The sequence below is a fragment of the Photobacterium sp. HL06 genome, from assembly GCF_059552575.1.
Genome location: NZ_CM183914.1, coordinates 2,107,894 through 2,131,433, shown reverse-complemented (window position 1 = coordinate 2,131,433; position 23,540 = coordinate 2,107,894). Strand labels below are relative to the sequence as shown.

Genomic DNA, 23,540 nt, shown 5'->3' with positions numbered 1-23,540 from the left:
TATTAGTATGGCCACTAGACTGTATTAGCATTGGAAGCTGCATGCTGGTTGTTTACCACATCTCCCACAATACCGTTTCAATTTCATCCTCTACGCTGTCTGGCAGCTCGCTGAAGAAATCAAGCTGAGTTAGTTGCTCGACTTCATCGATCGTTGTGATGAAGGCTGGAAGCTCAGAAGATGACACTTTTCGGTGTGGGATAATGAAAGCAATCGCATCGTTATAGGCAGGGTCCAGAATAACTTTATAGAAGCTGTTTGGAATATAGACGCCATTGCCGATGTAGGTTTCATTCCCGTCCCAGATCGGGCCAGAGACGACATAAAGCTCATCGTAAGTATTGGCCCATTCACGAACTTTCTCTTCAAGAGCTTTCCAGCCGTCGCGATTGAAACCAGGAAGCTGAGGTGCCATGTTAGACATCAAGAAACTTTGCTGCATGGACTCTTGCGAGAAATCCATGGTGCCAGAAGGGGCTAGGTGGCCACGGTCATAACCTGTCTTACTATAGTCACTGCTTGTCGCACGAAAATCGGCTGGAATTTCAGTATCGGTGCGGAAGCTGTTGGAACGCTCGTAGAAGGCATTTACGCTTGCTTCGGTGATGTGATAGGCCACCCAGTTCGACACTTTGTTTTGGTAATTATAACCCGTCGCATACCCATCCCTGCAAAGGATCTGGTCGCTTTGGTTTGGTGTACCTACATCAAGGTGTTGGTTACAGGTAGCAGCAGTGGCCGTTGCCGAGATGGCAAAACTCATTATTGCGAAAAGGATATTTTTCATTGTTCTTTCGTCCTTATTGTTTGTTGTGTTTATAGGACGAAAGATATTATTGGTATGGCGAATGTAATTGTATTGATATATAGATAAATTGTGACTGATGTACTTTTTACGTTAACACAGTGGGAGCTAATGCACTTTATCAACAAAATTAATTACTTAGGGGGATAATTGCTGGGAATGTGTCGGGATATGTTGAAATTAAAAGATAAATCAACTTCTCGAAAATGAGTTAAGAAGGGGAGAGGAGGGAGTATATTTCGTAAATTGCGGGCACAAAAAAGGGCATCCTAAGACACCCTTTCTTCAAAGCTTAAACGCTTGGTATCAAATTAGATACGCTCAACGTTAGCAGCTTGAGGACCTTTCTGACCTTGTTCGATGTCGAAAGATACTTTCTGGCCTTCAGCTAGAGATTTGAAGCCGTCACCAGCGATAGCACGGAAGTGAACGAATACGTCAGCGCCGCCGTTATCCTGAGTGATGAAACCAAAACCTTTCTCGTCGTTAAACCACTTAACAATACCAGTTGCTTTAGACATGACATGTCTCCTGAAAATAAATAAAATTCACGCTTGATGCGTACTTAAGCCAACATAATGTATTACTTATGGACAAAAGAATAATGAAGCTCTTCAGGACAACTACACTTTTTGCAAAGCGGTGGAACGAAGTTTTCTATTTCAATTTGTTGCATAAATAGGTCTGCATTACAGGCCGGGGACTATTAAGCCACAAGGGATAGGTCAGGGCAAGCAATTACTATAAAATTTAAGTGCTTATCGAAGAAAATGTGAGATTGGTATCATTCCTTCGTAGGATAATCTTTGGTTTTTACAATGAGTTAGTGACAAACGGCTTTATTACTGGGGAAAAAGAAAATTTTATAAACACAAATTACATAGATTAAAAAAGGGCCAAATAGCCCTTTTATTTGCATAAGTAGAAGATAGATTAGATCTTTTCTACGTTTGCAGCTTGTAAGCCTTTTGGACCTTGCTCTGTTTCGTAAGCCACTTTTTGGCCTTCAGCTAGTGTTTTGAACCCGTCGCCAGTGATAGCACGGAAATGAACGAATACGTCAGCACCGCCGTTATCTTGAGTGATAAAACCGAAACCCTTTTCTTCATTGAACCACTTAACGGTACCTGTTGCTTTAGACATGTTGTCTCCTGAATTTTCTACATCAACAAAAAGCGCCAATAACTATTTAACTTTGGTGACAATTGAAACAGATAGCTTCAGTACAACATTCTTAAACAAGAGCCGATACATGAAGAGTTTTCGTTCACATTGTTGCATCATTGCCAAACACTACTGGTCTAATGAAAGAGTAGGCACTGATATGCTAATTGCAAATAGTTTAATGGTAAATTTGTGGTGGGATTCACAGGATTTTGGCTAAACCGTGGTCGGTTTCTCAAACACTAGACAGATGAATTAAAAGCATTTTCCTATGATGGCGACATAGCGCATGTTGTGCAGTGATACGATTGTAATGGAACTTTTACACCTAACACTTTGCTGTATTAAATCAAAGAATCATTGATTATTGTTTTCTGTTGAGAATGTGACTTGAGTAACAACATAATTTTCTGTTATAACAAAGTCAGTTAGGTTTTGTAGATTCATAAAAGGACAAACAATGAACACTATCCTAGAGCTTGTTCGCCAGACACGCCGTAAGAACAAACTGAAACGTGAAATCCTGGATAACGATCGTAAGGTCCGAGATAACCGTAAGCGTGTAGAGCTGCTAGAAAACTTGCTTGATTACATCAAGGCAGACATGACTCACGACCAAATTGTTGAAATCGTCGAGAACATGAAGGGTGATTATGAAGATCGCGTTGATGATCACATCATCATCAGTGCCGAGCTTTCTAAAGAGCGTCGCGAAGTAAGCAAGAACGTAAAAGACCTGAAGAAAACAGAGATTGCTAAGCACTAATCTCTGCTGGTGAATTTGAAAAGCTCGACTTAGGTCGGGCTTTTTTATACCCCCCTAAAAGATACTGCTGTTATCGCAAGCTGTAAGGCTATTATGAAGCACAAGCGTCGGGGCCAAAACGCAGTGTTAAGAATAGCTTGATGGCTGCTCCTTTGCCTGATACACCTTCCGTTGAAGCACCAAGTAAACCTTCTCCGACATTGATGTAGACTCTTTCCATAAATCGTACATGAAAACGTTCTTTTTCCAACGGTACCGGCTTTGGCTATAGCTAAGAGTTCGGCATCTGTATATTTAGGCTGGTATCCTTCGTCTTCAATGACTTTGCCATTGATAGCAGTCTTTCTTTCGCACCTTGTAACAATGTTGGTGGAATTGACTCAATAGTTTTGGATTTAATTACCATCGGCAGCTCAGCCCCGTCAGGCCTTGCAAGTTGGTGCTCGACCGCGCCATTGGTTTGCCCGCGCTTAACCTTGTACTGGGCTTTCTGTTTTAGCTGTTTGGTCAGGGTTTTCAGCAACTGGCGAGTTCGGCAAATTTGCCGGTATGGCGGGCTTTGCTGGCAACGGCTACCGCACCGCCTGTTGTAGGCGGTAGTAGGGCAATCAAAAAGTCATTTATTGTTGTTACTTAGACTGTTAATTAACGATTTAATATGTGTTTGTTACAGAGAAAAATAAGATTTTACTTCCCTTTCCGCGTCTTCCGGGGTTAACCAACTATCAGGTCTTACACCGCTATAAATTAAATCGTCGACAATGTAATATACGTTTTGCGCTCCTTTGATATCAGCAAGTGAATTTTCTGCGTAAATAAAGCTTTCAAACTGTGGCATGCATGTTCTTTGCGGAAAGCTGATTTTTTTTCTGAAATCAACCCTTTTAAAACCTTTAAGTCGTCACAAAATTTCAGTTCGTTGGCTATTAGTTTTCTATGCGAATGACTTAGGTGAAATAGTAAGGCGTCAATGCAAGTGGGAATAAATTTTAAATATTCATTCCTTATAAGTAGGCGGCCATGTTTAGTCAAACTTAACAATCTACGCATAGGGACTTCCATTTCCCAGTAGATACATTCTCTATCGTTGGGGTTACTGGCATGAAAGTTAATGGTGCCGTCCATGTAAATATACCTCAAGGTTCCCAGCATCTCGTGTTGGACGGGCAGGGGAAGGTCTTGGTTTTCTGCCCGCTCTTTCAGCCAGATTAGCTGGGCTATCATCCGCCCCTCTGGGGTGTTATCGGTTGGGTTACATCCTGCCAATTTGTTGAGGAGTATGTTGCAGTTATCGATAATATCGAGGCGTTGTTCATTAGTATTTGGCATCTGACTGATTCCTTACAGATTTGATATATGAGGGCTTGACAGCCACTTGTTGCCCGCCGCCATTCATTAGCTTAGGGATAAGTTCAGTGGTGTAGCCATTTTTACCTTCATATTGCAGTAGTTCTGTGGCCTGCCCAATCGTGGATTTTACAGCAGTGGTATCTTCGGTAACCTCTGCCACATCAATGGCATTGGCCGCATTAAAACACGGTAGGGCAAGGTAGTTTTTAACCCCTTCCTTGTCCCATTTTCCATTGCGGTAAAATTTATTTTTTACATCAATAAAACTGGCTTCATCAGCCCAGTAGGCCGAAGTCGCTATGTTTTTGTCAAACCCTTTGGTAGTAAATCCGTACAGTTTTTCACCCGCCTGAATAGTTTCAACAGAAAAACTGTCTTCCCCTGAGCTGAGAATTTCTTCAACCCTGCTACTATCCCATCCTTGTGCCCTCAATGCTTCTTTGGCTTTGCTGTCATTTTGGGATAGGTTGTCCATGTCAACTTTACGCACAGTTTTAAACGATTTACTTACCTCGTCAAAATTAGGCGTTAGGCCATCATGGTTATGGAGCCCTGTATGTGGCGACTGGTTGAACGTCTTGTGATCAAACCACTCTTCACTAAGCGTAAGTGGTTTTATTGAGGTCGGCACTTCAGCCCCATCCTGCCTTGCAATCTGGTGCTCGACCGCACCATTGGTTTGCCCGCGCTTGACCTTGTACAGGGCTTTTTGCTTAAGCTGCCTGGTTAGGGTTTTTAGTAACTGGCCAAGTTCGGCAAGTTTCCCGGTATAGCGGGCTTTGCTGGCAACGGCGCCTGCTGCGCCTAGGCCGCCGGTTGTGGCAGCCAGCAGGGCGGCAAGGGCAATTTCAAATAACGCGCCGCCGCCGATATAGGCCCACTCTTGCTCGTGTTGGGCTTTGGCAAATTCTTTGGCAAAGTTGAATAATGCGCTTTGTGTCGCCGGATCGTTTTTAACAAAGCTGGCGATCTCGTAGGCTTCGGTGATCGTTTCTTTATTAATTGAACCCGGGTCGAAACCCAGTGCTTTAACAAAAGCTTGATGGTTGCTGTTATTGAAATTGTCATTGAACGTTGTTAGCCAGTCATCTGTGACGGTATTGTTTGTTTCCCATGCGGCTGAAGCCGCTCTTTGAAGATATCTGGTCGCACTTGTCGCGGCATGCACATCATCGATAAATTCAAGCAGCCCAGATCCAGCATCGTAAAGCCCTTTTCCGACTTCACTGGCTAATTTTGCCCCTTTTTCCAGCATATTCATCTGCTTGTACTCGGCGTCAAGCTCTGTCGCTTGTGCTCGTTGCCCGGCAATAATACTATCGAGTACCTGGCTGATTTGAGTTCGGGTGGTATTAATGTCCGATTCAGAGATGGGGTTGCCGAAGGTAACCTTGACGTCCCGGCGTCTAAGTTGTGCAATGCTGTCTGGCAACGGCTACCGCACCGCCTGTTATAAGCGGGTAGTAGGGCAATTCAAAAGTCATTTATTGGCGTTACTTACACTGATAATTAAGAATTTAATTTGTGTATGTTACAGTGAGAAATAAGACTTTACTTCTCTTTCCGCATCTTCAGGAGTCAGCCAGGTATCAGGCCTTTCACCGTTGTATATTAGACTATCCACGATTCTAAATAACTTAATAATGTTGGGAATATCCTCTAAGGAAAATTGACATTCAATGAAACTTTCGAAGTCAGGTATGCATGTTTTTTGAGGTATGGTTATCATTCTGTTCGAGATTAAATCTCGCAACTTCATCAGATCATCTTGTAATTGGGTTTCATGAAGTGATAATTTTCTTGGGGATTTTTTTAATTGGTAAAGCAATGCATCAATACATAATGGGATAAATCCCATATAGACGTCTTTAACTATTAACCTTGCATGAAATGCCAAGGATAGTATCTTCCTCATGGGGATTCTTATTTCTTGATAAATACAGTCTCCATCTTTAGGGTTGCTAGCGATATGATCTATTGCAGCATCAAGATAGACATATCGTAGAGTACTTAACATAACTGGGTCGACAGGGAGAGGAAGTTGATTATTTATAGCGTGTTCTTTAAGCCAGGTTAACTGTGCTATCATACGGCCCTCAGGTCGGTTATCCGCCTGTTTGTAGCCACGAAGCTTGGTAAGTAGTAGATTACAGTTAGATATAATATCTAGACGTTGTTCATTAGTGTTTGGCATCTGTTTGATTCCGTACTGATTGAATATACTTGGGATCCACAGTCACTTGATTACCGCCACCAGACATGTTTTTGGGCTTAAGCCCTGTGGTATAGCCATTATCTCCAATATATTGGAGTAGTTCTGTTGCTTTGCCGATTTGAGATTCAACAACAGTAGTATCCTGAGTTACTTTGGCAATATCGATACTGTCGGCTTTATTATAACAAGGAAGTGCAAGATAGTTTTTAACACCTTCTTTATCCCACTTGCCGTTTTCGAAATACTTTGTTTTTACATCTAAAAAGCTTGCTTCATCAGCCCAATATGCTGAATCAATGGGTTTATCCCATCCTTTACTTGTAAAGCCATAAAGTTTATCTCCGGCTTTTATCTCGTTAAGTTTAAAACTATCATTGCCCGAGCTTAACACCTGAGAAATCATTTCATTGTCCCACCCTTGTTCTCTTAACGCTTTTACAGCAGCTTTGTCTGACTGTGAGAGATTAATAAAGTCAATTTTCCTGGCCGTTGTAAAGGAGTCTTTTTGTACATCGGGTCTTAAATCATCATGGTTATGAAGCCCTGCATGAGGCGATTGGTTGAAGGTCTTGTTATCAAACCATTCTTCATCGAGTCTCAACGGTTTAATTCCCGTCGGCACCTCAGCACCCTCAGGCCTTGCAAGTTGATGCTCGACCGCGCCATTGGTTTGCCCGCGCTTAACCTTGTACTGGGCTTTCTGCTTAAGCTGCTTTGTTAGCTTTTTCAGCAAGCCACCGAGTTTGGCGAATTCCCCGGTATGCCTTGCTTTGCTAGCGACATTCCCTGCAGCGCCTAAGCCGCCAGTGGCTGCTGCCAGTAGTGCGGTAAGGGCAATTTCAAATAGTGCGCCGCCGCCGATATAGGCCCATTCCTGTTGATGTTGGGCTTTGGCAAATTCTTTGGCAAAGTTTAATAATGCGCTTTGTGTCGCCGGATCGTTTTTAACAAAGCTGGCGATCTCGTAGGCTTCGGTGATCGTTTCTTTATTAATTGAACCCGGGTCGAAACCCAGTGCTTTAACAAAAGCTTGATGGTTGCTGTTATTGAAATTGTCATTGAACGTTGTTAGCCAGTCATCTGTGACGGTATTGTTTGTTTCCCATGCGGCTGAAGCCGCTCTTTGAAGATATCTGGTCGCACTTGTCGCAGCATGGACATCATCGATAAATTCAAGCAGCCCAGCTCCAGCATCGTAAAGCCCTTTTCCGACTTCACTGGCTAATTTCGCCCCTTTTCCCAGCATATTCATCTGTTGGTATTCGGCGTCAAGCTCTGCCGCTTGTGCTCGTTGCCCGGCAATAATGCTATCGAGTACCTGGCTGATTTGAGTTCGGGTGGCTTCGATGTCCGATTCAGAAATCGGCTTGCCAAAAATCACTTCGACATCGCCGGGCTTGAGGTTATTAAAGTGCTGGGTACCGGTATTATCAAGTTTGCCTTCAAGCACCGTGCCGGATGATAGCAGCTTGACCTTGTACGGAATGTTAGCTGCTGGTTTGCCGTCGGGTAAGGTGCAGGAAAGATCAAACACTTCGAGTTTTTGCGGTTTGACTTCCTCCTTACCGCCTTGGGTGAGAGGCTGGGAATGAGTCGCAGGCCTGTTTTTTTCAATTTTGATGGTACTGGCCATTGGCACATCAGCATTGGTGGCGTTCGGTGGCGGTGGTATGAGGTTATCAACACAAAAAACCAATAAATCACCGTTAGCCATGCGATTGCTGAGCTCATCGATCATCTCGTCAATAGATCTATGGTGCTGTAATGGGTTAGGGTAGAGCTGGTGATATAGCTTCAATAAATCGAAACGATAACCCCACATGTTGCAGTGGGTTCGGAGTAAACGATCTGCCCAGTACTTGTTTTTATACTGCTCCTTGGCGAGGCTCGGATCACCGTCAATGGCTCTGTGGGCAGGTGCGATGACATAACATAGCCCTACCGCGTCAACCAATAGTGTCTGATTGAATTTGGCATTGGCGAGTGTCGTTTCAAAGTGCACAGCCGTATCTCCTTAAAACCTGCATAAAGTCTTTGTCATCAGTTGGTAGTAACAAGTCAAAATACGTTTGAGCGTTAATATGCCGCTCTTGCTTTTTCAACTTCTGCAAATAGGTTGTTCGCTTTTTTCATAACAATGCTCGCTGTTCTTTCCTTACGAGCTTTGAGGAGTTGCTCTGAAAAATTCAGGTATTGTGTAGCCATTGAAAGGCGAATATGAATGAGAGGAGAAAAGTCATTTGGCAATTGGCTAGCGAGTGTCTCTACGTCTTTATTCAGAGAATCTAACTGAGTAACGTTTTTAACTTTACTGAGTTTCGAGTTAAGTTCAGTAAAGCTATTATCATAGTAAAGTGTTGCTGCCTTGTAAGGATAATCGGGTGTATGCCCCTCTGCTAGTAGTGATTGATAGTCGACCATTTCTTGTACAGAGCCTTTTAGCTTTCCGCCAAATGCCAATAACTCTTTTTGAGTCGAACTATTAGAAAAATACAATTCCCCAACGCTAATTAGTTGCTTGAGATCAGATAAATCAAGCGATTTGATTGCCTTGTCAAAAGCGGCTGAAAACATGTCTTCTGCTTTTGTTGTTGGTTTGAAGTGGTAATTGGTCTTTACTTGTTTCAAGTCAGCCAAGAGTAGAAAAATATCATCACCGTTATCTTGTTGTTGGTATTGACCTTTCTCCAGCAACGAGTTGATCCGCTGTACCAGCATTTCGATGGTGGATTGCCAGCTGTTACTTATGTCCTCAGCGATAGCGTTGAGAGTTTGCGAATCGGGATAAAGTTTTTTTGCGGCCAGGATTTCTTCTTCGACGGCGTAATAATCAGGGTAACGATCTTCTCGGTTATTTAAGATGGTATTGATGCGCTGTTCATAAATAGCCTTCACCAGTTGTTGTTTCTGACGAAGCAGGCCATCTTTTACTAGTGACTTCTGGGCAGGTAAGGTAGGGATAATATTAATGAGCTCAGATGCGGAGAGTTTAGTGAGCTGATGCTCGTCTGCTACGGTCTGCTGAAGTTGTTGTAGGCTATCGGAGAGTTGTTTGATTTCCGTTTCTTTTTGTTGGTATCCATAACCGATAGCACCAGCAAGGCAGCATGCAGCGGCCAGAGAGCCGACGATAGGCCCGTAATGCTGGTTAAGGCGTTTGTCGAACTCAGAGAAACTAGCCAGGCGGTGATGTGCCTGAAATTGAAGCCCTTGGCGAAGAATGCGCCATTTATGGGGGCTGATATTTCGGGGTTTTTCTGCCTTCATTTGGGCTTTTTGTGCAATGTCAGCAGGTTTGCGTTTGAATGGGTGCTGGCTGGTTAATAACTCATAAGCGATACAGCTGAAGGCAAAAATGTCATCCTTTACTTCAGGCTCCTTGCCTTGTAATAGGCCCGGTGAAGCATAGGTTGGGGTATAGCCGCTGAGGGCGTTGGTTTCATTCTGAATGTCTGCTGAATAAGAATCGGCATTTATATTGAATGCTCTTGAAACGCCAAAGTCGAAAATTTTAATGGTACCGTCTCGGGTAAGCATTATGTTACTTGGTTTCAAATCTGCGTGTACGACACCTTGACTATGAGCATACTTAAGCGCAGAAATTATTTGATCCAGAAGCTTGATTGCACTTTTATAACTAAGCCCATTCGGGCGGGAACGAAGAATTACTTCTTCAAGTGTTTCGCCATCAAGCCATTCCATGACTAGGTAATGCGCTTGCTTTTCTCCACCAAAATCATAAACACGGATAATATTGGGATGGCTTAGCTGTTGGGTTTTTTGTGCCTCTCGAATCAGGATTTTGGCAGCACCCGGTTGATTGATGTATTCCCTCTGTAACACTTTTAGCGCGACATGCGGAGAACTGCTACCTGACGCTTCCAGTAATAAGTCTGTTGCCTGATAAACATCACACATCCCACCGTGGGCGGTGAGTGTTTCAATTCTATACCGTCCCTTAACAACTTTGCCTTCATGTGTATTGTTCTTTGTTGCTTGAGCATTTGGAATATCTGTTTCTTGGCTATTAGAAATACCAGTGTTTTTTTTTTCAGGGTGTTCCATAACGGTTACTTCTCCACACAATCTAGCCACTGCAGTCTTAGAGCTTCTTGAATATCAGTATTTTAAGATTGAACCTAGGCGCTTTTAAAAAGAATGCGGTGAGGGACTAAGTAACAATAGTTATATGAAACTACTTGCATCTGTTTTTTATGAAGTGAGTGGAATAATTAAAAAGGATCAAAGAAGCTTCGTTGCTATTTCAAAATGATGTTTTTACTATCGCCCCAACTTGTTCGAATCGACGGAAAATTGATTAGTTGCAATTGATAATTTTGTAAATTTATCCATTTTGGTGATTTGTCTCGATTTTATGTTTTGTGATGGAAGATATTGTTATGGAGTTAACGCTTTCAGTTGTGAGCTATCATCGCTTTACGTCTGATTTAGAAGCCCAAAAGACGTTGGTTTTCAATGGTAAATCGCAAGTGTATGTCGTTGGTCGTTCCGAACAATGTGACTGGTGTCTTCCTGATCCTGATCGGGTTATCTCAGGTAGGCATGCTCTTGTTAAAAAGCGTGGTAATGAGATCGCGATTATTGATGTGTCCACAAATGGGGTATTTATCAATCGTTCGGTGGAGCCATTAGGAAAAGAGAATAACCATATCCTTAGCGATGGTGATTTTATTGTATTTGGAGACTATGAAATTGAGGTCTCTTTGAATGGCATGGGGCTAACGCCAACGGATAAACAACGTGATGCCGTAAGAGTAAAGTCGCAACAAGAATTGCTGGCTGAAGAGGATAAAGCGTCTCATGATGACTGGAACTTTGGTATTCCGACTAGCCGACTAAATAAAGTAAGTTCAGTTGAGAATAATAATTTCGCCCAAAAGCCAGATGCTGAAATGCCGTTACCCGTTTTCATGGGTAATGTTGAAGATAGTTTTGTCGCTCCGAGTCGTGAAGACTCTATCCCGGAACGAATGCATGATCTTCCAATCCCTGAAGATTGGAGTGCGATGTTTAGTGCTGAAACCCCTGATGGCATAGACTCAAAATACTTAACGGAAGAGTTTGAGCTAGAGCAAAACGTTGAAGAAAATTGCTTTCAAGATGAAAGCGATGTTGTTTGTCAGAAAACAAGCGCGCCCGTTTTGCAGTCAGCCTCGTTTGTAACGGGGGAATCAGCAACGGGGTTGGATGCGTTTGTTCGCGGCCTCGGTATTAGCCGAAATATGGTTCCCGCAGAAACGGATGAGCAATGGTGGTACGAACTAGGTGTCTCGATGCAGCACCTGATGACAGGGTTAATGGAGTCGTTACATCAACGCTCTGCCTTTAAGCAGAGTAGCCGCTTGAATCAGACGCTCTTCAAGCGCCAGGAAAATAACCCCCTGAAGTTTTCGGCCACATTAGAAGATGCAATTCATAACTTATTCAGTCGAAATAGTGCCAGTTTTTTACCTGCAGACCAGGCAATAACCGAAGCATTTGCAGATATAGAAAAACATGAAAAAGCACTATTGGCCGGCGTGGTTGGGGCGGTAGGCGGGATCATGAACACACTTTCTCCTGAATCAATTGCCGAGAAAACATCAGAACGACAATTCTGGCAACGGTTATCTCCGGGTAGTTCAAATATCAAAAATTGGGCAGCCTATGAAGCAATGTATCGTCGATTAGAACAGGATCTTGAGGACTCGAATAGCGTCTTTTATTGGGATGATTTTGTTAAAGCATATGAAGCAAGCTCTAAAGGGATTAAATAATGGGTGTAAGAATGAGAATACATTTTAAATTAGCTTTTGTAATTGTTGCTTCATTATTTATTAGTGCCTGTACTGTTGCCAACTATGTTCTCCCATCTTATACCACTTTAAAGTTTGACGTTTCTCGTCATGTTAATCCCGACCTGAAAGGAAGGGCATCACCTGTTGTCGTTAAAGTGTTTGAGTTGTCATCAAAAACGATATTTGAAAGCCAGGACTTCTTCTCTCTTTATGATGAACCGGAGAAGTATCTTGGTCCTGACTTGATTTTAAAAAATGAGTTCGAGTTTGCGCCTGGTTCTCAGCATTTTTACGATCTGAGCTTGGCGCCTGGGAGCCGTTACGCAGGAATTTTAGTGGCCTATCGTGATATTGACAATGCACGCTGGCGTGAAGTTGTCGAAATAGATCCCACCGAATACCGAACATACCGTATCAATGTTGGCGAGCTGGCCGTGTTTATTGATAACCCCTAACGACAAGTTCATGGTGTAAGGAAAAACGGATATGAGCGATTTTAGTCGTGTTGCCTGGAGTGAGGGGATGTTTTTGCGTCCTCAGCATTTCCAGCAGCAAGAACGCTTTATTTTGAATGAGCTGAATGAGCTTGTTACTCAGGCCTATTGTTACTCGTGGGGCGTGTTTGAACTGGCCCTAGATGATGCTTTGCTGAGTCATGGCAAACTGGGGATCGAGAGCATTTATGCCCGGATGCCGGATGGAAGTGCCGTCGTTAGCCCCAAGCGGGATGTCTTGCCTTTCCCTATTCAACTAGATAGAAGTGTCAGGGAGCAAATTATCTACCTGGCTATTCCCATAGAGCAGGTTGGGGCGGTAAATATCGCAGCGCATGATAGTTCACAAGTAACTCGGTATCGTTATGATGATCATGAGGTTGCGGATTATGCGGTTGGTTGTGATGCTACCGATGTATTACAGCTTGCTAAATTGTCGCTGGAATTGAAGCTGTCGAGTGATAGCTTATCTGGCTATGTCGCTCTACCCATTGCGCGAGTTATCGAAATTAACGAAGAAGGGAGGGTGATCCTTGATGACAAGTATATTCCTCCTTGCCTGAATATTCAGCGTAACCAGGTAATAAAGCGATTTATTACTGAGTTGCGTGGGATGGTGAAATTACGTGCAGACAGTGTTGCCAGCCGTTTAAGCCAAGGGCAGGGGACGGCGAGCTCTATCGCTGATTTTCTTATGCTTCAATTGCTGAATCGGTATGAGCCTTTGTTGAGCCATATCGAAGTCACCGATGGTTTACACCCGGAGGCATTTTGCCGTTATTTATTATCAATGGCTGGAGAACTGGCCACGTTTTCTGGCGATAACAAACGACCTCCTGAGCTGCCCGTGTATTTACATGATGACCTGACTATGGTGCTGGGTAATATCATGATTGTGCTTAACCAGTACATGAGCTCCGTCCTGGAGCAGACGGCAGTACAGTTACCCATCGAGGCGACAAAGTTTGGTATTAGAGTGGCGGCCATACCGGATAAGGCGCTGTTGGAACGGGCGACGTTTGTTATTGCGGTCAAAGCAGATATCCCTGCCGAAGAGCTACGCCGACGATTTCCGGCCCAGGTTAAAATTGGCCCTGTTGAGCATATTCGAGATTTGGTCAACAACCAACTGCCAGGTATTGCAACTACGGCATTGCCAGTTGCTCCTCGTCAGATCCCCTATCATTCGGGCTATCACTATTTTCAATTAGATAAAAGCAATGACTATTGGCAACGCTTAAGTGCCAGTGGGGGCATTGCCCTTCATCTCTCGGGGAAATATCCGGGTTTGGATATGCAGTTATGGGCAATCAATTAGGAAAATACATTGTTCGGTTTAAGGATATAGGATGATGTCAGAGGCAACGTTTATTAAACCTCGGCCTGGTATTCGAGGCAAGGCGAATGACGCCAATAATGACGCCAAGCTGGGGAGTGCCCAAGCTGCTGATCAGACCGTGGTATTAACCAAAATAAAGGGCGGCAATCAATACAGTGGACTGCTGCCAATAGGTGACAACCCGCTGATAGAAGAGGCGGGGAGACTATTATCCATTATTGGACAAATACGCAGTACGGCGGCACATAGTGATGTCACTTTTTTCCAGCAAAACTGTATTGACCTGGTACGTGAGTATGAAACACGCCTTCGTCGTTTATCGATAAACAGTGAAAAGACTGAAGCCGCAAGGTACTGCCTTTGTTCATTTATCGATGAGACTGTCCTAAATACGGTGTGGGGAGGCCAGTCTAATTGGTCGACTGATAGTCTGCTTTCTACATTCCATGCCGAGACATTCGGCGGTGAGTATTTCTATACACTTCTGGATAGTGCATTGACCGAGCCGCAAGTGAATTGGCAGCTACTCGAGTTACAGTATTTATGCTTGTCATTAGGTTTTGTTGGCAAGATGCGAGTTGAAGAGCGAGGTATGGAAAGACTGGAGGGTTACCGGGAAAAGATATACCAGGCTTTACTCAGTCAGCAGGGGGAGCCAGAAACAGAATTGTCTTCGGCATGGAAAGACTCAGTATTACATGGTTCAGAACCAAAGAATGGAATGCCTCTATGGGTCATTATATCTGTGCTTGCCGCTTTGACCCTGGCTGTTTATATGACCTTTAGCTATAACATTAACGCTTATTCCAATCAGGTTTTCGCACAGATAAACAGCTTGGCGAGATGGGAGCCTAAAGAATCTATATCGCAACCTTCGCAAGCCCCAGATTCTTTGTACTTGCAGCAGTTACTGCAAAGCGAAGTCGAAAGAGGGGCCATTGAGCTTGTTGAACTGCCCGACCGTGTACGCATCATTATCAAATCGAGCGAGTTGTTCTTATCGGGAAGTGCTGAAGTACAGGAAGCATTAATACCGTTACTTTCCAAAGTTGCAAGGGCGTTGGAATCAACCCGTGGCCGTATATTGATCACCGGACATACTGATGACCAGCCTATTTTTACGAGTAAATATCCGTCGAACTGGCACTTGTCTTTAGCTAGGGCCACTGCTGTCGCTCATTCAATGGCGTTAGGCACGGATCTGCATGGCCGTTTATGGCCGGAAGGGTTAGGAGACTCAAAACCAAGAAACCCTAACGACAGTACCGCTAACCGGGCAAGCAATCGTCGTGTCGAGATTGATTTACTTTACTTACAATAAGGGATTGGACTGAAGTAATGTTCAAAAATGGATTTTTTAAGCGCGTTGGGCAGATTTTGTGTTCTAAATGGGCGGTTACCTTACTAGGGTTCATGGCCGTTTCGCTATTGATTTGGTTTGGCGGCCCATTAATTGCTGTCGCAGGATCTGAGCCATTATCTAGTCCTGTATCAAGGCTGTCTGTACTGTTGTTTCTGGCGCTACTGTGGGGCGCTATTAATATTGGCTCTCAAACAAGAAATAAAAAGCAGAATGAAAAAGCCGTTAAAACATTACTTGATGGCAACGAGGATGATAATGCTGATGATTTCTCTAAACAAGAAATCGAAACACTTCGTTCTCGAATAGTACAAGCGCTTGAGGTCTTGAATAGTTCTTCGCTTATACGAGGAAAAAGTGTTTACCAGTTACCGTGGTATATTCTTATTGGCCCTCCTGGTACCGGCAAAACTACTGCGCTGCATAACTCTGGTTTGGAATTCCCACTGAAAGATAAGCTGGGCAATGATCCGTTAGCGGGGATCGGTGGTACTCGGCATTGTGATTGGTGGTTTACAAATAAAGCGGTGCTGATTGACACCGCGGGCCGTTACACCACCCAGGATAGTAACAGTGATCAGGACTCAAGGGCGTGGCTGGGCTTTCTTGGCCTGCTTAAAAAGTATCGTACGCGCCGGCCAATTAATGGGGCGATAGTGACGGTAAGCCTTGCGAGTTTGCTAACCCAGACTCGGACCGAGCGAAACCTTCACGCACGTGCAATCAAGCATAGAATTCAGGAGCTGCAAAATCAGCTTGGAATGCACTTTCCGGTTTATGTGATCTTGACTAAAGCTGATTTGGTTGCCGGGTTTAGCGAGTATTTTGCCGATTTAAACCAAGAGCAGCGTGAACAAGTTTGGGGAATGACATTTCCTGAGCATGCCGAAGATCCGGAGCGTGGTGTTGTGGGTATGTTCAACCGTGAATTCCACACTATGCTCCGGAGCCTGGTGGGTCGAATGAATACCCGTATGCAAAATGTGCGAGATATTGACAAGCGGACGCTGGTTTATGAATTTCCTAAACAATTACGCTCCCTTCAGTCAGCTGCCGACGATTTTCTAAAAGAGGTTTTCACCCCCAACTCTTTTGAAGAAGCACCAATGTTGCGTGGCGTATATATTGCGAGTGCTACCCAGGAAGGTATTCCGATCGATCGGGTGATGGCTGAAACCTCGGGGGGACTTGGTTTAGGTCAAGTGCCACTCCAACAGCCAGGAGATGAAACAAAAGGTTATTTCATCAAACGATTATTTGAAGAAGTGATCTTTCCCGAAAAATACCTTGGTACCGTCAATCGCAATCATCAAAAACAAAATCTGTGGCTGAGACGCGGGGTCCTCGCCAGCGGATTTATCTCTATGGCTGCCGTGGGGACGTTATGGTCCAATAGTTATCATTGGAATAAAACGTTGATCACCCAGGCAAGCGCAGCGGTTGAAGAATATCAACAAATAGTATCGCCTGAACTCACCCCGGAAACAGATGTTGTGACCTTGGCTCGGGCACTCGACAAACTGAAAAATATTCCTGCGGGCTACAGTGGCAGGATGCTTGATTCCGATGAATTTAAGTACCTTGGTTTATATCAGGGCGATAAGATCGGCCAGCCAGCCAATGCCGCTTACGAACGGGGATTACAAGGGTATTTTGCCCCTTACCTAGCGGCATCTTTGCAAGACGAAATGAAAGTAAACGAGGGTTACCTCGAATACCTTTATGAGACCTTGAAAACGTACCTCATGCTGTTTGACGCCGCACATTATGAAGAGGCTCAGGTACTTAGCTGGTTCTCTGTATTTTTTGAGCGAACCTTTCCGGGGGAGGTCAATGTTCCAGTACGGCAATCGCTAATGGAACATACTGAAAATGTTCTCAAGCTAGGCATTACCGGTGTGGGGGCTGATGATGATGCGATTCAGACAGCCAGAAGCATATTGACTCAAATGCCTCTGGCTGAGCGAGCCTATCAGCGCTTGAGGATCGAATACCTCGATAGCCATGTACCTAATTTCAGGCTGACAGATGTACTGGGTACCGAAAGTCACCGTATCTTCGAACGACGTAGTGGGAAGGCGCTCGCAGAGGGGATCTCCGGTCTGTATACCTATAGCGGGTTCCATGGGATTTTTCAGCTGGAGAACAAGCGAATTGTCAAAAGCCTTATGGAGGACAGTTGGGTTTATGGCGATGAGTTGTTGCTTGAAGAAACGACCCGTGACCAGGTGACTCAGTCAGTTAATGACAAGTACTACCGGGACTATGTGTATGAGTGGACCCAGTTGCTTGGTGATATCAGGCTCAAACCTTATACCAATGCTAAGGATGGCCTGGAACAGGCAAAAGTATTGGCAGGATCAGAGCAGCCAATAGAGAGCTTGATTATAGGGATACAGAAGCAGCTCCGGTTAACCGCTTTGCCGATTACTGAAAATGCTAAGGCTGCGGGTGAAATAGCCGGCAACGCTGCCAGTGTTGCGCTCGAACGTAAAAAGTCGAGAATTGCGCGCTATCTACCTAATGAAATGCCTACGGTTGAAATTGATTTGCCAGGTAAGCCAATAGAAGACAAGTTCTCTTCACTGCTGGCGATAAAGGAAAACGAACTCAGCGCGCTAAGTGAATCGTTCGTATTACTACATAACTATCTGGCAGAGCTGAGGTCAACGGGTGATAACGACAGTGTTGCTTATAAAAGCCTACTGGGTGGGAATACCCAAGGCAGTGTCAATAGCTCTTTAAGCCAAGCCCAAAGCCGTATGCCACCACCATTCAATCAATGGGTTAATCAGCTTGGACGTCAAACCAAGAAGTTGGCGAAGCAAGGTTCGAAAGTCCATCTCAATACGATTTGGCAAGACACGGTTGTCAGCGAATATAAAGTCGCGATCGAAGGGAAGTATCCATTTAACAGCCGAGCAAGAAAAGAAGTCCGACTGAAAGACTTTGCCCGTTTCTTTGGTTATGGCGGGACGATGGACACCTTTTTCGCAGCTTACCTTGAGCCTTTCGTTGATACTTCGAAACGAACTTGGCGCTTCACAAAAAATATTGGTGTTAGCAAGGCCTCATTGCGTGCTTTCGAGTCAGCGAGGCGGATCCGGGATGTCTTTTTTGAGCCGGATAGCCAAGTACCTAATGTGGAGTTTGATATTAAGACGGTCTACCTAGATCAGCATATTAGTAACTTTAAGTTTGAACTAGGAGGCCAATCTATGATGTACCGTCATGGGCCGACACGGGCAATGCAATTTTCATGGCCGGGTAAAGGCGGGGCATCGAAGGTGCGCCTGGTCTTTACCCCACCGCAATCTGGCCATTCATTTACCAAAACCTATGCCGGAAGCTGGGGGCTTTTCAGAATGCTTGATGAGGCGGCAAGGCACAGGGCTAAAACGCGTAAAGATAACCTTGTGAAAATTGAAGTCAAAGGCAATAGGGCTGAGCTTAAATTGTTACCAAGTAGCGTAGTCCATCCATTCTGGATGAATGATTTAGAGAGGTTTTCATGCCCGGTGATTCTCTAAAGCCATGCTTCGGCTATTTTGGCAAGGTGCCAGAACGTGGCGACTTCATTCAAGATCAGCTATCGCCTGCCTTTGTTGGGGGCTGGGGTGAATGGCTTCAGGCAACGCTTGCAGTCAGTCGGGAACAACTTGGAGATGAGTGGCTCGATTGTTATTTAACCAGCCCGGTATGGCATTTTGCATTGTCGCCGGGTGTGTGTGGCGACAGCGGTATGGTGGGGACGTTGATGCCCAGTATTGATCAGGTAGGCAGGCATTTTTATTTTACCCTGGCCGCTGATATCAAACGGCCCGCTGTCTTCTATTGGCAGCGACGGCAGTGGAGCGAGAATTCCGAAGAGCACGTCCTAAAACTACTGGACGACTCTATCGACCTGGGCTGTTGGGTCAGCGATTTAACTACGTCTGATTGGCTCCCTGAAGAGAAGAGCACGTTACCTACAGTGATGATAGAGACAGGTAACAGTGAACAGCTGATATTGCAAGGTGGGCAAGGATTGCATCCCGACCACTTACTTCATCATGCTTTTCGGGAACAGTTTGATCGTTATTGTATCTGGTGGACATCCGGTTCCGAGCGGGTATCTGAATGTACGTTGGTGACGAAAGGGCTGCCGTTAGTCAGCCAGTTTTCGGCAATGTTGGATGGCAACTGGGAGCAATGGGGATGGTAATGGAAGCGAAAGAGTCTAATTGGCGCTATATGTCATTTGCACAAACTCATGCCGGAAAAGTCAGGCCCTATAATGAGGATGCCTATTTGGAGTGTTCTGTCGAAGGCGTCTGGATGGTTGCTGATGGTATGGGAGGGCATAAGGCCGGGGATGTAGCCAGTAGGATGCTGGTTGATACGGTGCAGCAGTTTGTAAAAGGGGGGCCCAAAGAGTCGCATTGCATTGATTACCTGCGTGAAGCACTCGATGAAGCTAATAGCAGAATATTCGAGTATTCGCAGCGGTATTTACAGGGTGAAACCATAGGCACGACGGCTGTCATTCTGTTTATTCAGGGGGGGCTATACCACTGCCTTTGGGTGGGTGATAGCCGTCTGTATTTATTACGCCAACATCAGTTGATACAAAAAACCAGAGATCACAGCCAAGTAATGGATATGGTCGATCAAGGGCTAATTAGTGCCGATGACGCGGAAAATCATCCAATGGCCAATGTGATCACAAGGGCAATCGGGGTTAGCCCCGAGGTTGTGATAGATCAGGTCTCTGGTGAGTTGGCGTGGGGTGATCAGTTCCTGCTATGTACAGATGGTCTAACAAAAGAGTTGCCAGACAATCATATAGCCCATTGTATGCAAGCACATAGTGTGACTGACTCAGGGCTAGCCCTAATGCATTCTGCTCTTGTGAGAGGGGCTTCAGACAATGTAACCAGTGTCTTAATCCGGGTGACGAAAGCTGCGATGGAAAGCCATGATAGGCCGGAAAATGATGACACGGTCCCTCTTTTCAATAGCGCCAAGCGGTAGACGTTGAATTGTTTACAAGATTGGAAAAACGATTTCAGATTAGGGAACAGGTTAAGACATGGATGACGATTTAATTGATTTTGAAGCGCTAAAGACGCCAATTTCAGAAGAACTACCTACTGGGGAAGATCCCCGTAGCGATGCATCCCCTTATTCTGCTTATTTTTCATTGAAAGATGTGCGTAATACGGCACGGGCAGCCGAGCGGAGTGCGTTAGTCGATAATGAACCGCTGCTTAATTATGCTCACCAATGGCGTGACATATTGGATCAGGTTCCTTTATTGCTGACAACACAATATAAAGATTTGGAATTTACAGCATGGTTTATTGAGGCATTGGCACGTAATCATGGTTTTAGCGGATTAGCGTGTGGCTTTACTACGGCCAATATTTTAATTGAAGACTTTTGGCAACAGCTATACCCGTCGCCAGACGAAGATGGCCTGGAAACCCGTATTGCACCTCTTGTTGGCCTTAATGGAGTGGAGGGCGAGGGAACCTTGTTGATGCCCATCGCCTGTATTCCGATCACGGAGCTCCATGGCGAACAAGCCTACGCACTTTGGGAGTATGAGCAGGCACTAGAAATAGATCGCCTTGACGAAGATAAAAAAAAGCAGCGTCTTAATGCGGGAGGGGTTGAGCTTAAAGCGGTGCTTGATGCCGTTAATGCATCAGAACCCGCATTTTATCGACAGCTATATCATGATATTCAAAATTGCATTCAAGCCTATAACTTGTTGGTGGAGGCAATGGACAGTGCGTGTGGTTTTCCTTTACCAACAACGCAAATTTCCAAGCGTTTGAAAGCTTGCCTTGATGCTGTTGCGTACTTAGCCGAAGAAAAATTAAAAGAAACGCCTTCTGATGCGCCTTTGCTGTTAGACGACACGGAATCCCCAGAGGTTGAAGAGCCATCGACATTAAATGTACAGCTAAATACGCGTAAAGAAGCGATTCATAATTTAAAGCATATTGCCGAGTTTTTTAAGAAAACCGAGCCTCATTCACCGATGGCCTACGCGATAGAGCAAGTCGTACGATGGAGTGATATGGCATTACCTGATTTGTTGGAAGAGCTTATTTCAGATGGTGATGCAAGAAAAGGATATTTCCGCCTTGTTGGTATAGCACCAGAAAAGAGTAAGTAATACTGCATTTGCAGCTTAGCGAATGAATTATCAAAGTTTGAAGTAATAAATAGGGAGAGCAGTATGGGAAGTATCCACGGAAAATTATCACGGGTACGTAAACCAAGGGTACATATTACCTATGATGTCGAAACAGAAGGGACGAGTGTAAAAAAAGAGCTTGCTTTTGTTGTCGGCGTAATGGGGGATTTTGCAGGACAAAATAGTGACGAGTTAAAACCGATAAAAGACCGCCGTTTTATTCAAATTGATAGAGATAATTTTGATGACGTTCTAAAGCGGATGAATCCGAAACTTAAATTTCGAGTTGATAACAAACTTGCTGATGACAATACCCAGCTGGATGTTTCCCTTACATTTGCATCAATGGCCGATTTTGAACCAGCTGCTGTTGTCAATCAAGTCGAACCGTTACGCAAATTGATGGAGACGCGTAATAAGCTTCGAGATCTAATGACCAAAGTTGATCGGTCGGAAGACCTTGAGAATCTGTTAGAGACGGTTTTGAATAATACCAGCAATCTTCAGAAGTTATCAGATGAGTTAAGCTTAGGGACAAAGGAGCCAACAGAATGAATACACAAACATCTGAGACCCTTGATGCGGCTGTTGAAGAAAATACTGGCTCACTATTGGAACAGGCTATTTCTGCTACAAAACAAACAGAGAGTTCGCGAGCTGAAGAGTTGTTGCGTACATTAACGCAAGAAGCACTAAAAGGCACGGTTACTTGGAATAAGAACCTTACAGTGACGTTCAGAGAGGCTATTGCTGCCTTGGATAACGCAATATCGATTCAACTTGCAGAAATCATGCATCATGATCAATTCCAGAAACTTGAGGGCAGTTGGCGTGGAATGAATCATCTAGTGATGAATTCTAATACCAGCCAGACTCTTAAGATCCGTATGCTTAATATGAGCAAAAAAGAACTGCATAAAGATCTGAGTAAAGCGGTAGAATTCGACCAAAGCCAGGTGTTTAAAAAAGTTTATGAAGCTGAGTTTGGTACACCGGGTGGAGAGCCGTATGGTGCGCTAATTGGTGATTATGAATTTACCAATCACCCTGAAGATATCGAAACCCTAAGCTTGATGTCGAATGTGGCAGCGGCCGGCTTTTCCCCATTCTTATCTGCAGCATCTCCGGCGTTATTTGGTTTTGATGAATGGGCTGAACTGACAAAACCGCGTGATTTAGAAAAGGTATTTGAGTCGTTAGAATACACTAAGTGGCGTTCATTCAGGGAAAGTGCAGATTCTCGCTTTGTTACCCTGACAATGCCGCGAGTATTGGCCCGCTTACCATATGGGGAAGCCACGTCACCAACAGAAGCATTCTGTTATGAAGAATTCAGTGTCGATTCTACATCGGGGTTGGCGGTGAATGTTGAGCATGAAGACTATTGCTGGATGAATTCATCGTATGTACTTGGCACAAGATTAACCGACGCCTTTTCCAAATATGGTTTTTGTACCGCGATTCGAGGTGCTGAAGGTGGTGGCCGAGTAGATAACTTGGCATCGCATGTCTTTATTAGTGATGATGGTGATCCTGACTTGAAATGCCCGACTGAAATAGGTATTACCGATCGCCGAGAAGCAGAGTTGGGCAAATTAGGCTTCTTACCGTTATGTCACTATAAAAATACTAATTATGCGGTGTTTTTTGGTGCTCAAACTTGTCAAAAACCAGAGGATCACAATAGTCCAGAAGCCACGGCGAATGCGGCTATTTCAGCACGGTTGCCCTACATGATGGCTACATCACGTTTTGCGCACTATCTAAAAGTGATGGCTCGAGACAAGATCGGTAGCTATATGGAGGCCGATGAAGTGGAAGCGTGGTTGAATCGCTGGATCCTGTCTTATGTCAATGCGTCTGAGGGAGGTGGGCAGGAAATCAGGGCTAAATACCCTCTTGCTAATGCCAAAGTTCAGGTTAAAGAAATACCTGGGCAACCCGGCGCTTATAATGCTATAGCATGGCTACGACCGTGGCTGCAGATGGAAGAACTAACGACTTCTCTTCGTTTGGTTGCGAAAATCCCGGAAATTGGCGGATAAGCAGATAGCAGAAAGCT

Annotated in this window: 21 protein-coding genes; 11 read left to right on the top strand and 10 right to left on the bottom strand. The window is 44.5% G+C overall.

Annotated features, from left to right (window positions below; translation table 11 throughout):
• Nucleotides 1-52: 52 nt before the first annotated feature.
• The 3 genes from AC51G0_RS09925 to cspE (AC51G0_RS09915) all read right to left on the bottom strand — a co-directional run bounded on the left by AC51G0_RS09925 (nt 53) and on the right by cspE (AC51G0_RS09915) (nt 1,948).
• On the bottom strand, nt 53-787 hold the full coding sequence (locus AC51G0_RS09925; protein ID WP_496298151.1) for a DNA/RNA non-specific endonuclease: 735 nt from the start codon (nt 785-787) through the stop codon (nt 53-55).
• 329 nt (nt 788-1,116) lie between these two features.
• The gene (gene cspE, locus AC51G0_RS09920; protein ID WP_107347944.1) at nt 1,117-1,326 is read right to left on the bottom strand and encodes a transcription antiterminator/RNA stability regulator CspE; all 210 of its coding nucleotides are present in this window, start codon (nt 1,324-1,326) and stop codon (nt 1,117-1,119) included.
• Between the two features lie 412 nt (nt 1,327-1,738).
• Nucleotides 1,739-1,948: a transcription antiterminator/RNA stability regulator CspE gene (cspE, locus tag AC51G0_RS09915; protein ID WP_036824165.1), complete on the bottom strand. Its 210-nt coding sequence runs from the start codon at nt 1,946-1,948 to the stop codon at nt 1,739-1,741.
• A 481-nt stretch (nt 1,949-2,429) separates the two neighbouring features.
• Between cspE (AC51G0_RS09915) and AC51G0_RS09910 the strand changes: the two genes are divergently transcribed.
• Entirely contained in the window at nt 2,430-2,735 is a 306-nt protein-coding gene (locus AC51G0_RS09910; protein WP_128782529.1) for a DUF496 family protein, read from the top strand.
• Between the two features lie 91 nt (nt 2,736-2,826).
• On the opposite strand, the gene AC51G0_RS09905 is transcribed toward AC51G0_RS09910, so the two are convergent.
• The 7 genes from AC51G0_RS09905 to AC51G0_RS09875 form a co-directional block, all read right to left on the bottom strand.
• Complete coding sequence (locus tag AC51G0_RS09905) at nt 2,827-2,955, bottom strand: hypothetical protein (RefSeq protein WP_496298150.1); 129 nt, start codon at nt 2,953-2,955, stop codon at nt 2,827-2,829.
• A 51-nt stretch (nt 2,956-3,006) separates the two neighbouring features.
• A complete protein-coding gene (locus AC51G0_RS09900; protein WP_496298149.1) occupies nt 3,007-3,258 on the bottom strand; it encodes a hypothetical protein in 252 nt (83 codons plus the stop codon).
• Between the two features lie 224 nt (nt 3,259-3,482).
• Complete coding sequence (locus tag AC51G0_RS09895; RefSeq protein WP_496298148.1) at nt 3,483-4,064, bottom strand: hypothetical protein; 582 nt, start codon at nt 4,062-4,064, stop codon at nt 3,483-3,485.
• Nucleotides 4,051-5,517 (bottom strand): hypothetical protein, encoded by a 1,467-nt coding sequence (locus AC51G0_RS09890; protein ID WP_496298147.1) that lies wholly within the window; start codon nt 5,515-5,517, stop codon nt 4,051-4,053. The genes AC51G0_RS09895 and AC51G0_RS09890 overlap by 14 nt, the downstream gene beginning before the upstream one ends.
• Nucleotides 5,518-5,616: 99 nt before the next feature.
• Nucleotides 5,617-6,279, bottom strand: a complete 663-nt coding sequence (locus AC51G0_RS09885) for a hypothetical protein (protein ID WP_496298146.1) — start codon at nt 6,277-6,279, stop codon at nt 5,617-5,619.
• Nucleotides 6,266-8,302 carry a hypothetical protein gene (locus AC51G0_RS09880; RefSeq protein ID WP_496298144.1) on the bottom strand — a complete coding sequence of 679 codons (2,037 nt, stop codon included), beginning with the start codon at nt 8,300-8,302 and terminating at the stop codon, nt 6,266-6,268. The genes AC51G0_RS09885 and AC51G0_RS09880 overlap by 14 nt, the downstream gene beginning before the upstream one ends.
• A gap of 74 nt (nt 8,303-8,376) precedes the next feature.
• Complete coding sequence (locus AC51G0_RS09875; RefSeq protein ID WP_496298143.1) at nt 8,377-10,365, bottom strand: serine/threonine-protein kinase; 1,989 nt, start codon at nt 10,363-10,365, stop codon at nt 8,377-8,379.
• 320 nt (nt 10,366-10,685) lie between these two features.
• On the opposite strand from AC51G0_RS09875, the gene tagH reads away from it, so the two are divergent.
• The 10 genes from tagH to tssC all read left to right on the top strand — a co-directional run bounded on the left by tagH (nt 10,686) and on the right by tssC (nt 23,523).
• Nucleotides 10,686-12,077 (top strand): type VI secretion system-associated FHA domain protein TagH, encoded by a 1,392-nt coding sequence (gene tagH, locus AC51G0_RS09870; protein WP_496298142.1) that lies wholly within the window; start codon nt 10,686-10,688, stop codon nt 12,075-12,077.
• Complete coding sequence (gene tssJ / locus AC51G0_RS09865; RefSeq protein ID WP_496298141.1) at nt 12,077-12,553, top strand: type VI secretion system lipoprotein TssJ; 477 nt, start codon at nt 12,077-12,079, stop codon at nt 12,551-12,553. Before tagH ends, tssJ begins: the two co-directional genes overlap by 1 nt.
• A gap of 31 nt (nt 12,554-12,584) precedes the next feature.
• Nucleotides 12,585-13,910: a type VI secretion system baseplate subunit TssK gene (gene tssK / locus AC51G0_RS09860; protein WP_496298139.1), complete on the top strand. Its 1,326-nt coding sequence runs from the start codon at nt 12,585-12,587 to the stop codon at nt 13,908-13,910.
• A 31-nt stretch (nt 13,911-13,941) separates the two neighbouring features.
• Nucleotides 13,942-15,252, top strand: coding sequence for a type VI secretion system protein TssL, long form (tssL, locus tag AC51G0_RS09855; protein WP_496298138.1), 1,311 nt, complete (start codon nt 13,942-13,944; stop codon nt 15,250-15,252).
• Nucleotides 15,253-15,344: 92 nt separating this feature from the next.
• The gene (gene tssM, locus AC51G0_RS09850) at nt 15,345-18,821 is read left to right on the top strand and encodes a type VI secretion system membrane subunit TssM (protein ID WP_496298137.1); all 3,477 of its coding nucleotides are present in this window, start codon (nt 15,345-15,347) and stop codon (nt 18,819-18,821) included.
• On the top strand, nt 18,803-19,495 hold the full coding sequence (gene tagF / locus AC51G0_RS09845; RefSeq protein ID WP_496298135.1) for a type VI secretion system-associated protein TagF: 693 nt from the start codon (nt 18,803-18,805) through the stop codon (nt 19,493-19,495). Before tssM ends, tagF begins: the two co-directional genes overlap by 19 nt.
• Nucleotides 19,489-20,304, top strand: a complete 816-nt coding sequence (locus AC51G0_RS09840) for a PP2C family protein-serine/threonine phosphatase (protein ID WP_496301916.1) — start codon at nt 19,489-19,491, stop codon at nt 20,302-20,304. The genes tagF and AC51G0_RS09840 overlap by 7 nt, the downstream gene beginning before the upstream one ends.
• A 58-nt stretch (nt 20,305-20,362) precedes the next feature.
• Complete coding sequence (gene tssA / locus AC51G0_RS09835) at nt 20,363-21,457, top strand: type VI secretion system protein TssA (protein ID WP_496298133.1); 1,095 nt, start codon at nt 20,363-20,365, stop codon at nt 21,455-21,457.
• Nucleotides 21,458-21,520: 63 nt separating this feature from the next.
• Nucleotides 21,521-22,033, top strand: a complete 513-nt coding sequence (gene tssB, locus AC51G0_RS09830) for a type VI secretion system contractile sheath small subunit (protein WP_496298132.1) — start codon at nt 21,521-21,523, stop codon at nt 22,031-22,033.
• Nucleotides 22,030-23,523 (top strand): type VI secretion system contractile sheath large subunit, encoded by a 1,494-nt coding sequence (gene tssC / locus AC51G0_RS09825; RefSeq protein WP_496298130.1) that lies wholly within the window; start codon nt 22,030-22,032, stop codon nt 23,521-23,523. The genes tssB and tssC overlap by 4 nt, the downstream gene beginning before the upstream one ends.
• The last annotated feature ends 17 nt before the right edge of the window (nt 23,524-23,540 follow it).

Coding starts and splice junctions, on each gene's coding strand:
- tssB (WP_496298132.1), top strand. CDS start 21,521: ATGGGAAGTATCCACGGAAAATTATCACGGGTACGTAAACCAAGGGTA.
- AC51G0_RS09875 (WP_496298143.1), bottom strand. CDS start 10,365: ATGGAACACCCTGAAAAAAAAAACACTGGTATTTCTAATAGCCAAGAA.
- tagF (WP_496298135.1), top strand. CDS start 18,803: ATGCCCGGTGATTCTCTAAAGCCATGCTTCGGCTATTTTGGCAAGGTG.
- tssA (WP_496298133.1), top strand. CDS start 20,363: ATGGATGACGATTTAATTGATTTTGAAGCGCTAAAGACGCCAATTTCA.
- cspE (WP_107347944.1), bottom strand. CDS start 1,326: ATGTCTAAAGCAACTGGTATTGTTAAGTGGTTTAACGACGAGAAAGGT.
- tssM (WP_496298137.1), top strand. CDS start 15,345: ATGGCCGTTTCGCTATTGATTTGGTTTGGCGGCCCATTAATTGCTGTC.
- AC51G0_RS09925 (WP_496298151.1), bottom strand. CDS start 787: ATGAAAAATATCCTTTTCGCAATAATGAGTTTTGCCATCTCGGCAACG.
- tssL (WP_496298138.1), top strand. CDS start 13,942: ATGATGTCAGAGGCAACGTTTATTAAACCTCGGCCTGGTATTCGAGGC.
- cspE (WP_036824165.1), bottom strand. CDS start 1,948: ATGTCTAAAGCAACAGGTACCGTTAAGTGGTTCAATGAAGAAAAGGGT.
- tssJ (WP_496298141.1), top strand. CDS start 12,077: ATGGGTGTAAGAATGAGAATACATTTTAAATTAGCTTTTGTAATTGTT.
- AC51G0_RS09895 (WP_496298148.1), bottom strand. CDS start 4,064: ATGCCAAATACTAATGAACAACGCCTCGATATTATCGATAACTGCAAC.
- AC51G0_RS09905 (WP_496298150.1), bottom strand. CDS start 2,955: ATGGAAAGAGTCTACATCAATGTCGGAGAAGGTTTACTTGGTGCTTCA.
- AC51G0_RS09885 (WP_496298146.1), bottom strand. CDS start 6,279: ATGCCAAACACTAATGAACAACGTCTAGATATTATATCTAACTGTAAT.
- tagH (WP_496298142.1), top strand. CDS start 10,686: ATGGAAGATATTGTTATGGAGTTAACGCTTTCAGTTGTGAGCTATCAT.
- AC51G0_RS09840 (WP_496301916.1), top strand. CDS start 19,489: ATGGTAATGGAAGCGAAAGAGTCTAATTGGCGCTATATGTCATTTGCA.
- AC51G0_RS09910 (WP_128782529.1), top strand. CDS start 2,430: ATGAACACTATCCTAGAGCTTGTTCGCCAGACACGCCGTAAGAACAAA.
- tssC (WP_496298130.1), top strand. CDS start 22,030: ATGAATACACAAACATCTGAGACCCTTGATGCGGCTGTTGAAGAAAAT.
- tssK (WP_496298139.1), top strand. CDS start 12,585: ATGAGCGATTTTAGTCGTGTTGCCTGGAGTGAGGGGATGTTTTTGCGT.